Here is a 13,247-nt window from a genome sequence, read left to right on the forward strand (position 1 = left end):
CTTGGCCTTTGGCGCGATGCCGGAAGGGAATGGGCGGGCAGATGGTGGCAGTCGTGCTCATCTCACTGCGCTCCCACGCTGACGGTGACAGTGTCCTTGCCGCGCGTGATGTTGACCACCGGGCCGCGCGGGCGCGGCGGCACGGCCGGGCCGGCCATGGCCGCCACGGGTGCTGGGGCGGGCGGCGCGGTAAAGCCGCCGCCACCGCCAGCGCCACCCATCGGCGGCATCGACTTGCGCTGGAAGCGCGAGACATCGCCACCCGTGGCAAAGCTGGTGCCGCCATCGAGCGGGTGGGCCAGCGCCTGCTTGAGCAGCTTTTCCTCGTCCTGCGGCGTGGCCCCGGCCGGAACCTTGACATCGCCCGAGGCGATCGCCTGCTCCAGCTCGGCCGAATTGTCGGCGAGCGAGCGCAGCGAGAGGCTGAGCGTGCCGATGGTCTGCGCCACGGCGATCTTTTCCGCGATCTTGGGCGTCACTTCCACGGTGACGGTGCTGAACGCCTTGACCTTGGTCTTGCCCTCGATCTGTTCCTGCGTGGCGGACTGGTCGGTGGCGAGCACGCGCAGGTTGCGGATGATGGTTTCCGATGCCTTGAGCGGCTGCGGATCGTTGCCCTTGACGGTCTGGGTCAGCACCAGGTCGATATGGTCGCCGGGAAAGACGAAGCCGGCAACACCGGTGCGGGCGGAAACCGGAATGGTGACGGCGCGCATGCCAGGCCCAAGCGCGGCGGCGAGGAAGCCGCGATCGCCCGGTGCCACCAGCGAACCCTGCGTAATCGGTTCGCCGGCGGTGATCGGGTTGCGCACCACGGTGCCGAGCATCTTCTGCATGTCGGCCTCGCCTTCCACGAAATAGGCGTCCTGCACCATTTCCTTGGGCCAGGCCTTGAAGCCAATCGAATCGGCGGTGATGATCGTGCCGACGGGCAGGGCGCGCTGGGCCACCAGGACCTTGGAACCCATTTCCACCTTGGCCGCAGCGATCGCCTGGGGCGAACCCGAGCCACGAATGAGGCCGAGGCCGAACAAGGCCGATGGAATGCCCAGCACCAGCGAGGCCCCCAACAACAGTAGCTTCTTCTTGTCCATCGCCAGTTTATCCCGCCCTTACAGAATAGCGCGCAGCCATCCGACAAATTGGTTAAGTTGGCCTTAGCCCGCAGCGAGCGCGTGAATGCCCGCGCCATAAGTGGTGCCAAGAACACACAGCCCCGCCGTGGCGATCGCCACGCCATAGGGGATCTTCAGCCGGTCCTTGCGGCGCCGCATCAGGTGCCACATGCCCATCCCCACGGTGAGCAGGCCGCCCACCAGGGCCATGATCAGCAGCAGCTTGGCAAACAGCACCGGGCGCAGCCACAGCGCCAGCGCGGTGAGCAGCTTGACATCGCCGCCGCCCATCATGCGCAGGGCAAACAGCCCCGCCAGCACCACGAAAGCGGCCAGCGCCACGCCCAGTTGCAGCACGACATCGGGCCACAGGTGCAGCCCGCAGGCCCACCAATAGACCGGGGCCAGCGCCGCGATCGCGGCGTTGAGCCAGTTGTCGATCTGTCTGCGGCGCAGGTCGGTAAAGGCTGCGATCAGCAGCGCGATTGCCAACACTCCGGCCAATCCGTAAACCATGGAAATCCCCCTCGATGATGTGGGGATACCGGAAAATCACTTACCAAACGGTAACCAAGCCAAGCGGCGGGATCGGGCGTGAAACAGGGCGTCGCAAGCAATGGTTAAGCATGTCTGGAAGGGCATCGGTGGGCGCGAGATCCCCGCCGGCGCCAACGAATCGACCTGGTCCGCCAGCGATGGCACCGCCATCCGCCGGATCGACTGGCGACGCGGCGATGGCCCGCGCAGGGGATCGATCCTGTTCCTGCCCGGGCGCGGGGACTTTTATGAAAAGTATTTGGAAACGTTCGATTACTGGGCATCTAAGGACTGGTGCGTAACCGCCGCTGACTGGCGCGGCCAGGCTGGCTCTGCCGGGCCGCAAAGCGGGCCACCGGTGGGTGACATCGCCGATTTTTCGGTCTGGGTGGATGACCTTGCCCATCTTTACCAAATCTGGCGCGCGCAAACGCCGGGGCCGCATGTGGTGATCGGCCATTCGATGGGTGGCCACCTGGTGTTGCGCACATTGGCCGAGCAGCGAATCGGCCCCGAGGCCGTGGTATTGAGCGCGCCGATGCTCGGATTCGCCACCGTGCTGCCGCGCGCGGTGCAGCGCATTTATGCCGCGCTGATGGTTCGCCTGGGCGACCCGGCGCGCCCGGCGTGGAAAAGCAGCGAGAAGCCCGGCGCGCGGGCCGCGCTGCGTGCCAACCTCCTGACGCACGATGAAACCCGCTATGCCGACGAACAATGGTGGCGGGCACAGCGGCCCTGGCTGGCGCTGGGGCCGGCGAGTTGGCGCTGGCTGCAGAAAAGCAGCGAATCGTTTGACCGCCTCGATGCGCCCGGCGTGCTGGAGGCGGTGACTACGCCGTTGCTGCTGCTCGCCACGCGCCACGATGCGCTGGTGTCGTGGCCAGCCATCGCCCGCGCCGCGCAGCGCCTGCCCAAGGCCCAATTGGTGGCCTGGGGGCGTGAGGCGCGGCACGAACTGCTGCGCGAATGTGATGCCGTGCGCGATCGGGCGCTTGCCTCGATCGATGAATTCCTCGAACGAGAAGCCCCGCAGCGGCAGGATACGGCCGCCATGGCGGAATAGGGCAGGCAGGGGCGCGACCATGGACGAGTTCGACATCGCGATCATCGGCGCCGGCATGGCCGGGGCAAGCATCGCCGCCGAATGCGCGCCCCATGCCCGCGTCCTGCTGGTCGAGGCGGAGGACAGCCCAGGCTACCACACCACCGGCCGCTCTGCCGCGTTCTGGGACGAGATATATGGCGGGCCGGCGGTGGTGCCGCTCACCCTCGCCTCGGGCGATTACCTGGCACAGCACGGCTTTCTGCAGCCGCGCGGCTCCCTGGTGATCGGGCGGACAGAGGATCGCGCCGCGCTGGAAACCTTCGTGGCCGACTATGGCGCGCTCGGCGCTACGGTGGACATGATCGATCGCGCCGGCATGATCGCGCTGGTGCCCGGCCTGCGCGAGCAATGGTGCCTGGGGGCCTGGCAGCCGGGCTGCGCCGATATCGACGTGGCCGGGCTGCACCAGCACTACCTGGCCCTGGCGCGCCGCACCGGAACCGTCGTCCGCCTGCGTGCGCGTATCGATTCGCTGGTACATGAGGGGGCCGGCTGGCGCCTGGCGTGGCGCGGGGGGCAGGCGCGCGCCACGATGGTGGTCAACGCCGCCGGGGCCTGGGCCGATGAGGTCGCCACGCTCGCCGGGGCGGCCCCCCTGGGCATCGCGCCGCTGCGCCGCACGATCACGCAGCTGCGTGTCGATCCACCCGTGCCGGCCACACTGCCACTCACCTTCGGGCTGGCCGGAGACTTCTATTTCAAGCCATCGGGCGATCGGCTGTGGCTTTCGCCGCACGATGAAACGCCCGATGTAGCGCACGATGTCGCGCCCGAAGAAATCGACGTGGCGCTGGCGATCGATCGGCTGGAACAGGTGGTGGATTGGCGCATCGCCGCAGTGGAGCGGCGCTGGGCCGGGCTGCGCAGCTTTGCCCCCGATCGTGCGCCGGTCTATGGCTTTGACCCTGGCGTGCCGGGCCTGTTCTGGTTTGCCGGGCAGGGCGGCTTTGGCATCCAGACCGCGCCCGCCGCCGCGCGCCTGGCCGCGCAGCAATTGCTGGGCCAGCCGGCCGATGCGATGACCGAACAGCTCGATCCGGCCCGCTATGCACCGGAACGTTTGTCACCCGCTGGTCTTGCCCTGGCTTGAAGCGGGCCGGCGCAGCATGGTTATCTCATGCAGTTAACGCGGCGTTTGCGCTCTATTCCTTGATGCGCTTTTCCCTCACTCGCTTGTCATGCAGCGGGGGATGGCGTGGCGGCACCCGGCGCGCTGGGCGAACGGCCACATCCACCGTGCGCGTGGTGGTCACGGTGCGGGTTTCGCCACAAGGCTGGCAGCCCCCGGTACGCGGTAGCGGCACTGGCACCATGACCACCCCTGCCACGTAATAGCCCGGCGGCGCGATTCAGCTGCCGGTATAGACCGGCACTTGTCCGGCATAGCCTGGCGCGGAATAGGCCTGGGGTGGATAGCCCGGTGCATAATAGCCAGGGCCGGGAGAGGCCGGAGCAGGCATCGCCTCGCATGGCGGCGGCCAGCCGTGCCGTTGCGGTTCGCCGCCATCGATGCCGGGCACGCTGCACGGGCCTGGCCCTGGGCCATAGGGAACCATCGCGGAGGGCGTTGCCGGCGTGGTGACCGGTGGCGGTGGTTGGTGCCGCGCCAAGGCTGGTGATGCTGCCGCCGCCATCAGGCTGGCAGCCGCCAGCACCCACCCCGCACGGTTGACCGTGAACTGGCACACCATCGAACATCCCCCGCGATCGGCCGGCGCCAAGGCGGCCTGTGCGCGGCAGTTTACCATGAAGCGACATGCCGCCAAACCGGATGGACCGCAGCTGAGTCCCGGAATGGATCAGGTCCGCGATGAATCAGGCGGCCTTGGCCGCGTCGCTGGCCAGTTTGTCCACCCGCTCGTTTTCGGGATGGCCGTCGTGACCCTTGACCCATACCCACTCGATCTTGTGCGGGCGGGCAGCGGCTACCAGTGCGCGCCACAGGTCTTCGTTCTTGACCGGCTTGTTGTCGGCCGTTTTCCAGCCACGCTTCTGCCAGCCAAAGATCCACTTGGTGATGCCGTCGAGCACATACTTGCTGTCGGTGTGCAGCGTCACCTGGCAGGGCTGGGTCAGCGCTTCCAGCGCGCGGATCGCGCCCATCATTTCCATGCGGTTGTTGGTCGTCTCGCGCTCGGAACCGACCAGCTCCTTTTCGTGCTCGCCCATGCGCAGCAGCGCGCCCCAGCCACCCTTGCCGGGGTTGCCCTTGCAGGCGCCGTCGGTGAAGATATCGACCTGCTTCACAGTGCGAACACTCCGCCATTGGCCGGATCGGCATAGAATTGCAGCCGGCGGGCAAAGGCCATCGGGTCTTTCCGCGTCACCAGGGCATCGGCCGGGGTGTTGAGCCAGTCGTAGGCGCGGCTCATGGCAAAGCGCATCGCCGCCCCTTGCGCCAGCACGGGCAGCGCCGCCCGTTCTGCCTCAGACAGGGGGCGCACGCTGGCATAGCCTTCGAGCAGCGCCGCCGAAAGATCGGCGCGGAACGCCACGCCCGCCGCATCGAAACACCAGGCGGCATGCGTCACCGCCAGATCATAGGCGATCACGTCGTTGCAGGCGAAATAGAAGTCGATCAGGCCAGTGACCGTTTCCCCCTGCATCAGTACGTTGTCGGGAAAGAGATCGGCATGGATCACGCCGGTGGGCAGGTCTTGTGGCCATTGCGCGGCCAGGCGGGGCAGGTGCTGCGCCACCAGGCTGGCCAGCGCGGGATCGATGCTGGCCAGGCCCTGCGGCCCGCAGGCATCGGCGAGCCGCTGCCATTCAGCAAGGCCCATGCCATTGGCGCGCGTGGCCGGGTAATCGGCCGCTGCGCCGTGCAGCGTGGCCAGCGCCGCGCCCACTGCGCGCGCCTGGCCGGGCGTGGGCTCGTGCAGCGAAACGCCGGGCAGGAACTCGATCAGCGCCAGCGCACGTTCCCCACGCGGGGTATCGACAACGCGATAGAGATGGCCTGCGCTATCGTGGATCGAGCGCGGCACCGGGCAGCCCTTGGCCGCCAGGTGATCGAGCAGCCCGAGGAAATAGGGCAGATCGCTGATCTCGATGCGGAATTCGTACATGGTGAGAATGAAGCGCTTGGCCTTGCCAGGCTCTTGCGCGGTTTCGATCAGCCAGTTGCTGTTGGAAACGCCTTCGGCAATGCCCTTGGCGGAAACCAGATTGCCCAGGTGATAGGGGGCGAGCAGCGCGGCCATGTCCTCCGCGCCGAGGTGGGTATAGACAGCCATGATGGGGTCTTTCAGCTCATCAACTGGCGGGGCAGTTTGAACACCATGTGTTCCTCGGTGGTGGTCACCGGCTCTTCGTGAACCTGGCGCCAGGTGCCAAGCTTGGCCACCACTTCGCGCACCAGCACTTCGGGGGCCGAGGCGCCGGCCGTCAGCCCCAGCGAGGTGACCCCTTCCAGCCAGGCCGGATCGATTTCGCTGGCGCGCTGGATCAGGCGGGCCTTGGACCCTTCGCGTTCGGCCACCTCGACCAGCCGCAGCGAGTTCGAGCTGTTGGGCGCGCCGATCACCAGCACCAGCTGGCAGCGCGGCGCAATGGCCTTGACCGCCGCCTGGCGGTTGGAAGTGGCATAGCAGATGTCTTCGGCGCGGGGGCCGACGATGCTGGGAAAGCGCGCCTTGAGCGCGGCGATGATCTCGGCGGTATCGTCCACCGACAGGGTGGTCTGCGTCAGGAACGCCAGGCGCTGGTCGGCCGGGAAATCTAGCCGGGCCACGTCTTCCACCGTTTCGACCAGGGTCATCGCGCCTTCGGGCACCTGGCCCATCGTGCCGATTACCTCGGGATGGCCCTTGTGGCCCACGAACAGGATGTGGCGCCCGGCTTCCACCTTGCGTTCGGCCTGGCGGTGCACCTTGCTCACCAGCGGGCAGGTCGCGTCCAGCCAGTCGAGCCCGCGCTCGGTCGCGGCCATCGGCACCACCTTGGGCACGCCGTGGGCGGAAAAGACCACCGGCTTGCCATCGGGCACTTCGTCCAGTTCCTCCACGAACACGGCGCCCTTGGCCTTGAGCGTATCGACCACGAAGCGGTTGTGGACGATTTCGTGGCGCACATAGACCGGCGCGCCATAGCGTTCGATCGCCCGCTCCACGATCTCGATCGCACGGTCCACCCCGGCGCAGAAGCCGCGCGGGGCGGCAATCAGAAGGTGCAGCGGCGGCAGGCCCGTTTCGGGCAGGGTGGCGGCGGCGGCGGAATCCGGAAAGCTGGCGTTCATGGGCCCGTCCTTAGCAGCGCAGGGCCCACTCGTAAAACAACGCCGCGTTTAAAAGATGCAGCAAAACATCGCCGTCGCCCAGGCAGCGCCATTGCCCAAGCGCCAAGGGGTGGGTAGAGGATGCGCTGCATCCGCTGCTGTTTCAGATCGGGCGGCGCCTGTGCTGCCCCTGTTTGCGCCTTAAGGAAGTTGCCCTGATGATCGCCAAGAGCCGCCGTCTCTCGCTTGCCAAGGCCGTGATCGGCACACCGTTGCTGGCCGGGCTGCTGGCCGGTGCCCTGACGGGCTGTGCCAAGAACAAGGGCGAACTGGTGGTGGAAGATGGCGTGGGCGTGACTGCGCTGCGCACGGCATGCCCGACGGTGGAAATCCCTGAAATGACCGGCGACGTGACCGTGTTCACCGATCCGGCCCGCACCGATTCGCAGGCGATCGATCTGGTGGCCGCGATCACCAACCTGCGTTCCACCTGCGCCGAGGCGGCCGATCCCGTCACCAGCGAGGCGACCTTCGATGTCGAGGCGCGCCGCACCGACACGCGCGGGGCGCGCCATGTCGAACTGCCCTATTTCTCGGTGGTGATGCGTGGTGGCACGGCCGTGGTGGCCAAGCGCCTCGGCACGGTGGCGATCGATTTTGCCGATGGCCAGGATCGCGCCACTGGCCATGCCAAGGCCGGCGCCAGCGTCGATCGCGCCGCCGCCAGCCTGCCCGCCGATGTGCGCGCCCGCCTGTCGCGCAAGCGCCGCGCCGGCCAGGCCGATGCGGCGATCGATCCGCTCTCGCTGCCTGAAGTGAAGAAGGCCATCGCCTCGGCCACGTTCGAGCATCTGATCGGCTTCCAGCTGACCAACGCGCAGCTGGAATACAACGCGCGGCGTTGAGGCGTCTGTGCGGTGACGGCTTAAGGTTTCCACCACCCCCAACCCCTCCTCTGAAGAGGAGGGGAGCTTTTGGTGATGGAAATCTGCCTTTAATTTTAGCGCGAGCCCAGCCCGCGCAGCGATACGCTGAACAGGAACGAGTTACCGGCCGTGGCGTCACCGGTCGTCACGTAGTCGCGCTTCCAGGTGATCGACAGGTCAAAGCAATCGTCGGTATAGGCCACGCCCAGGCGGTGGCGCAGCATCTGGAACCCGTCTGAACCATAGACCGGATCGCTGGCCTTGGTCGTCAGGTTGACCACGCCCGAGGCGAAGACCGAGAAATAGCGGGCAAAGCCCACCCGCGCCGCGGCGCGCAGTTCCTCGCGATCACGCAGGTCTTCGAACGTGATCGGGATATCGCGGTTGAGGCGCAGATAGCCGATTTCGGCATAGGTCCGGTGATCGCCGACCGTCGCATCGATTTCGTTGCGGCGCAGGACGAAGCTGTCTTTGTCCAGGCGATAGCGGTGGGTGAACTGGATGATGTCCTTGATCCGCAAGTCGGTACGCCCGACGATATCGGAAAAGCGATCGGTCAACCCGGTGCCCGGCGGCAGCAGGCTCTGCTCGTCCGACAGGCGATAGCTTTGCCCCACGGTGGAGGAAATGCGCCAGCCTGGCCGCGTCAGCTGCCAGTCAAAGCCATAGGTCACGCGCACGCCGTCTTCATAACGGTCATAGCCGTTGAAGCGGTTGAGCGAGAAGAGGTTGGAATCATCCAGGTCTGCGGCGCGCGAATCCTCGTTGGGGATCGAGGTGTTGCGCACGTGCGGCGTGGCCACCAGCTGCACCCGCGGGGTCAGCACCTGCGTTCCGCCGAACAGCGCGCCGACCAGCGGCCACTTCACGTCCACCGCCGCCGTGGCGATGCCGCGCGCCTGCCAGCCCGACACGCCGCGATAGATATCCACCGTGGTCAGCGCATTGGCATCGCTGTGATACACGTCGCCGCGCATCATCGCGGTAAATGTCACTTCCTGGCCAAGCCCTGTTACCGTGCGCAGATCCCACTGCGCGCGGGCAAAGGCGCGCTGGGTGTCCTGCCCGGCAGAGCGGCTGATCGCCAGGGTATTGGCTTCCAGTTCCAGGTGCCCGCCAATGCCCGGCGTGGCGATGCGATAGCGCCAGTCAAGCGCGGGCAGGGCGAGCGGGACCTGGCCTTGGTTGTCACCCACGCGCAGCGTCTGCACCGCCCAGCCGGCCAGGCTGAAATAGCTGTCGTCGCCAATGCGTTCTAGGTTGATCGACGAGCGCAGCCGGTCATCGCGGCTGATGTCGTAACGGCGCAGGAACGTGCGGTCGCTGGCATAGCGGCCATAGGCGGTCAGGCTCCAGTTCTCGTCGAACTGCAGCTTGCCGTTGGCCTCGAGATAGCCGCGCCACTGGCTGGTGCCCACGCCCGAACCGGCATCGATCGCCGAATAGACCGGAATGGCCGAAGAGCGCGTGAGGTAGCCGGTGATCTGGAACGCGCCCAAGCTGGTAAGCTGGCGATAGGTGCCCGAGATCATCGGCAGCGCACCGGTATAGAGGTGGCCGGCGATCTCCAGGTCCTTGTTGTCGCCCAGGCGCCAATAGAACGTATCGGCAAATTCTACGCCGTTGGCCGCGGTGGAGCGGATATCGGGGATCAACAGGCCGGTTTCGGCGCGAAAATCGCTGGTGTGGGTCAGCCCGGGCAACGGCAGCAGCGGAATGCCAAAGACGCGCAAGGTGGCGCCGGAATAATGGACCTTCTTGGTTGTCTGGTTCCACGTTACCTTGACAGCGGTAACTTCCCAGCTCGGCTTCTTGGGGCAGCCATCCTCGTTTTCCACGGCGCAGCCGGAAAAGGCGGCATCGTGCAGGGTAAGGTTGCCGTTGGCATCGCGCGTGCCCTCGCGTGCGGCCAATCGCCCACCTTCGCGCAGCACCACCAGCAGATCCTGCATGGCGCCGGCCTTCAACTCGTCGGTCAGCTCTACCTTGTCGGTATAGAGCACGTTGCCGCCTTCATCGACCGCGCGAATGTTGCCGGTTGCCTCGATCTTGCCGGTCTTGCGATTCCACGTCACGGCATCGGCGCGCACGGTCTGCTCATCGCGCCGCAGCACGACATTGCCGGTGGCGGTGACCACGTCGGGATCGCTGGCATATTGCAGCTTGTCGGCCTCGAACCGCACCTGGTCGCTCTGGGCGGCGTTGGTTTTCGTCGCATCACCCTGCGCGGCATCGCTGCCCGTGGCCGTACCAGCAGGGGCGGCGATCACGCTGCCGGCGTTGGTGTCTTCGGCCACGGCATTGGGCGGCGTTACCGGCGCGGGCGCCTTTTCCGTCACCGGTGCCATGCCCACAGGGGCATCTTGTGCCAGGGCCGGCATGGCCCAGACACTCGCGCCAAGGCCCATGGCCCCGGTCAACAGGGCATGCCGGGCGCTGCCCAGCGACAGGCAATGGGAAAACTGGCGCCGATTTCGAGCGGAGAAGGCGGCGGAAAGCGGCGTAACGGGGGACATGCGGTTGCCTATCGCACTGGTCGGTCGTAACTGCAAACCCACAATTGCGGCGCGGTTTCCCTTGTGGGCAACGTGTTGCCGCTTTCGGACAGGAGTTTGCTGATGAACATCGTATTTGCCCCGGGCCGAACCGATCTGCCGCGCCTGGTGGGCCGGATCGTGGGCGAAGGGCCGCTGCCTGAAGGCACGCCCGCCCTGGTGGCGCAAGGCGCCGCTGCAGCCCGCTTTGCGGGCAAGGTGGGGCAGACGTTCGAAGCCTTTGTCGATGGCCCCGCAGGCCTGGCGCGCCTCGCCTTTGCCGGCGCGGGTGATCTTGCCGCCGGCGCCGCGCCGGCCGATCGCCGCGCCGCGCTGGAGCGTGCCGCCGGCGCGCTCGCGGCCAAGTATCTCACCTCGGGCGAAGAAGCCCTGGCGATCGATTTTGCCGACAGCGGCCTCTCCGCCAATGAAGCGGCTGCTGTCCTGCTGGCCGCCCGGCTGCGCGCCTGGCAGTACCTGGTCTATCGCACCCGCCTCAAGGACGAGCAGAAGCCCTCGCTCAAGACCATCGTGGCGATTTCCGCGCCCGAAGGTACCGAGGCCGTGTGGGCGGTGGAAAGCGCCGTGGCCGAAGGCGTGGAATTCACCCGCGAGCTGGTGACCGAGCCGGCCAACGTGATCTATCCCGAAAGCTTCGTCGCCCGCTGTCAGGAACGCCTGGCCGGCACCGGCGTCGAAATCGTCGTGCTTGATGAAAAGCAGATGGCCGAACTCGGCATGGGCGCGCTGCTCGGCGTGGCGCAGGGCTCGGTCAAGACGCCGCGCCTGCTCGCCATGCGCTGGAAGGGCAAGGCTGGCACCAAGCCTACCGCCTTCGTTGGCAAGGGCGTGTGCTTTGACACCGGCGGGATCAGCATCAAGCCGGCTGCCGGCATGGAAGACATGAAGTGGGACATGGGCGGCGCGGCCACCGTTGCCGGCACCATGCTCACCCTGGCGCGGCGCAATGCCGCAGCCGACGTGATCGGCGTGTGCGGCCTGGTGGAAAACATGCCCGATGGCAATGCCCAGCGCCCCGGTGACGTGGTTAAGAGCATGAATGGCCAGACCATCGAAGTGATCAACACCGATGCCGAAGGCCGCCTGGTGCTGTGCGATGCGCTCACCTGGGTGCAAAAGGAATATCAGCCCGCCACGATCGTCGATCTGGCGACGCTGACCGGCGCCATCATCATTTCGCTGGGCCACGAGCATGCCGGCATGTTTGCCAACGATGATCTCCTCGCCAGCCAGCTCGACGCGGCCGGCAAGGCGGTGGGTGACATGCTGTGGCGCATGCCGATCGGCCCGGCCTATGACAAGCTGATCGACAGCCCGATTGCCGACATGAAGAATGTTGGCCCGCGCGGTGGTGGTTCGATCACGGCGGCGCAGTTCCTGGCCCGCTTCATCGACAAGGGCGTGGCCTGGGCCCACCTCGACATCGCTGGCACGGTGTGGATCGACAAGGCCGGCGCCACCCACGACAAGGGCGCCACCGGCTTTGGCGTGCGCCTGCTCGACCGCTACGTGCGCGACGTGCTGGAAGGCTAAGAGCCATGCCCAAGATGCGGCGCAAGTCTGACCTGCCAAGCAAGACCTGCGCCGCATGTGGCCTGCCGTTCACCTGGCGCAAGAAATGGGAGCGGGACTGGGACAATGTGAAGTATTGTTCCGACCGCTGCCGGCGCGGCAAGGGTGGGGCTGGGGCGGTTTAGGCCTTCACCAGCCCCTATCCCCTCCTCTGAAGAGGAGGGGGAAAACAGCGCTTCTCTTAGCCCCCTCCTCTTCAGAGGAGGGGGTTGGGGGTGGTGCGAAGCCAAGCGCAAGCCAAGAAGGAACCCCATGCGCGTCGATTTCTACCAGCTGTCCCGCGATCCGGCCGAACTGGTCTTGCCGCTGATCGCGCGCAACACGCTCGGTGCGGGCGAGCGCCTGCTGGTGGTATCCGAAGACAAGGGCCAGCTTGATCGCATTGGCGAGGCGCTGTGGACGCGGCTGCCCGATACCTTCCTGGCCAATGGCCAGGCCGGCGGACCGCACGATGCGCGCCAGCCGATCCTGCTGTCCACCACGGTCTCGCCCGCCAATGGCGCGCAGTTCCTGGCGCTGGCTGATGGTGGCTGGCGCGAGAGCGAGGCGGCCCGCGTGTTTCTGCTGTTCCCGCCCGATCGCATCGACGACGCGCGCGCCACCTGGCGCCTTTTGGGCCAGCGCGAAGGCGTGGAGCGCAAATATTGGCGCCAGGATGGCGGGAAATGGCGCGAAGGCCCGTAAGATTGCCGGCGTGCCTTGCGGTTGCGCCCCTTTCCCGCTAGGGGCGCGCCCAACAAAACCAGCATTCTTCTTTCGCTAAGGAACGCATCATGGCGGTTACCCGCACCTTCTCGATCATCAAGCCCGACGCCACCCGCCGCAATCTGACCGGCGCGGTCACCAAGATGCTGGAAGAAGCCGGCCTGCGCGTCGTTGCTTCCAAGCGCATCCAGATGACCAAGGAACAGGCCGAAGGCTTTTACGGCGTGCACCGCGAACGCCCCTTCTTCGGTGACCTGGTCTCGTTCATGACCAGCGGCCCGGTCGTGGTGCAGGTGCTCGAAGGCGAAGACGCCGTGAAGCGCAACCGCGACATCATGGGCGCCACCAACCCGGCCAACGCCGATGCCGGCACGATCCGCAAGGAACTGGCCGAATCGATCGAAGCCAACACCGTCCATGGTTCGGACTCGGAAGAAAACGCCGCGATCGAAATCGCCTTCTTCTTCAAGCCCGAAGAAATCGTCGGCTGATCCCACCGGATCACCGCTTGAAAAG

At 66.5% G+C, this 13,247-nt stretch carries 14 protein-coding genes; 7 read left to right on the forward strand and 7 right to left on the reverse strand.

Features of this window, described 5'->3' with window-relative positions; translation table 11 throughout:
• Positions 1–62: 62 nt before the first annotated feature.
• Together cpaB and FHW97_RS01655 are read right to left on the reverse strand one after the other, a co-directional pair.
• Complete coding sequence (cpaB, locus tag FHW97_RS01650) at positions 63–1,094, reverse strand: Flp pilus assembly protein CpaB (protein ID WP_054130717.1); 1,032 nt, start codon at positions 1,092–1,094, stop codon at positions 63–65.
• A gap of 63 nt (positions 1,095–1,157) precedes the next feature.
• Positions 1,158–1,631: a prepilin peptidase gene (locus FHW97_RS01655; RefSeq protein ID WP_043610870.1), complete on the reverse strand. Its 474-nt coding sequence runs from the start codon at positions 1,629–1,631 to the stop codon at positions 1,158–1,160.
• 100 nt (positions 1,632–1,731) lie between these two features.
• Here FHW97_RS01655 and FHW97_RS01660 point away from each other — a divergent pair, with 100 nt between their 5' ends.
• Complete coding sequence (locus FHW97_RS01660; RefSeq protein ID WP_171797824.1) at positions 1,732–2,715, forward strand: alpha/beta fold hydrolase; 984 nt, start codon at positions 1,732–1,734, stop codon at positions 2,713–2,715.
• 19 nt (positions 2,716–2,734) lie between these two features.
• On the forward strand, positions 2,735–3,847 hold the full coding sequence (locus FHW97_RS01665) for an FAD-binding oxidoreductase (protein WP_171797825.1): 1,113 nt from the start codon (positions 2,735–2,737) through the stop codon (positions 3,845–3,847).
• A 259-nt stretch (positions 3,848–4,106) separates the two neighbouring features.
• On the opposite strand, the gene FHW97_RS01670 is transcribed toward FHW97_RS01665, so the two are convergent.
• The 4 genes from FHW97_RS01670 to ispH form a co-directional block, all read right to left on the reverse strand.
• Positions 4,107–4,505 carry a hypothetical protein gene (locus tag FHW97_RS01670; protein ID WP_171797826.1) on the reverse strand — a complete coding sequence of 133 codons (399 nt, stop codon included), beginning with the start codon at positions 4,503–4,505 and terminating at the stop codon, positions 4,107–4,109.
• Between the two features lie 67 nt (positions 4,506–4,572).
• Positions 4,573–5,004, reverse strand: a complete 432-nt coding sequence (gene rnhA, locus FHW97_RS01675) for a ribonuclease HI (protein WP_054130713.1) — start codon at positions 5,002–5,004, stop codon at positions 4,573–4,575.
• Positions 5,001–5,993: a homoserine kinase gene (gene thrB, locus FHW97_RS01680; protein ID WP_171797827.1), complete on the reverse strand. Its 993-nt coding sequence runs from the start codon at positions 5,991–5,993 to the stop codon at positions 5,001–5,003. The genes rnhA and thrB overlap by 4 nt, the downstream gene beginning before the upstream one ends.
• 11 nt (positions 5,994–6,004) lie before the next feature.
• Positions 6,005–6,994 carry a 4-hydroxy-3-methylbut-2-enyl diphosphate reductase gene (ispH, locus tag FHW97_RS01685; RefSeq protein ID WP_054130711.1) on the reverse strand — a complete coding sequence of 330 codons (990 nt, stop codon included), beginning with the start codon at positions 6,992–6,994 and terminating at the stop codon, positions 6,005–6,007.
• 197 nt (positions 6,995–7,191) lie between these two features.
• Between ispH and FHW97_RS01690 the strand changes: the two genes are divergently transcribed.
• Positions 7,192–7,878, forward strand: a complete 687-nt coding sequence (locus tag FHW97_RS01690; protein WP_054130710.1) for a hypothetical protein — start codon at positions 7,192–7,194, stop codon at positions 7,876–7,878.
• 95 nt (positions 7,879–7,973) lie between these two features.
• Here the strand turns inward: FHW97_RS01690 and FHW97_RS01695 are convergent, their stop codons facing one another.
• Positions 7,974–10,415 carry an LPS-assembly protein LptD gene (locus tag FHW97_RS01695; RefSeq protein ID WP_253941517.1) on the reverse strand — a complete coding sequence of 814 codons (2,442 nt, stop codon included), beginning with the start codon at positions 10,413–10,415 and terminating at the stop codon, positions 7,974–7,976.
• Between the two features lie 102 nt (positions 10,416–10,517).
• Between FHW97_RS01695 and FHW97_RS01700 the strand changes: the two genes are divergently transcribed.
• From FHW97_RS01700 to ndk, 4 genes are all read left to right on the forward strand, one after another.
• Entirely contained in the window at positions 10,518–11,987 is a 1,470-nt protein-coding gene (locus tag FHW97_RS01700) for a leucyl aminopeptidase (RefSeq protein WP_171797828.1), read from the forward strand.
• A 5-nt stretch (positions 11,988–11,992) separates the two neighbouring features.
• Positions 11,993–12,151, forward strand: a complete 159-nt coding sequence (locus FHW97_RS01705; protein ID WP_082209012.1) for a DUF2256 domain-containing protein — start codon at positions 11,993–11,995, stop codon at positions 12,149–12,151.
• A gap of 127 nt (positions 12,152–12,278) precedes the next feature.
• Positions 12,279–12,710 carry a DNA polymerase III subunit chi gene (locus FHW97_RS01710; protein ID WP_022675340.1) on the forward strand — a complete coding sequence of 144 codons (432 nt, stop codon included), beginning with the start codon at positions 12,279–12,281 and terminating at the stop codon, positions 12,708–12,710.
• An 89-nt stretch (positions 12,711–12,799) separates the two neighbouring features.
• Positions 12,800–13,222 (forward strand): nucleoside-diphosphate kinase, encoded by a 423-nt coding sequence (ndk, locus tag FHW97_RS01715; RefSeq protein WP_022675339.1) that lies wholly within the window; start codon positions 12,800–12,802, stop codon positions 13,220–13,222.
• The last annotated feature ends 25 nt before the right edge of the window (positions 13,223–13,247 follow it).

The sequence above is a fragment of the Novosphingobium sp. SG754 genome, from assembly GCF_013149315.1.
GTDB classification, from domain to species: Bacteria; Pseudomonadota; Alphaproteobacteria; order Sphingomonadales; family Sphingomonadaceae; genus Novosphingobium; species Novosphingobium capsulatum.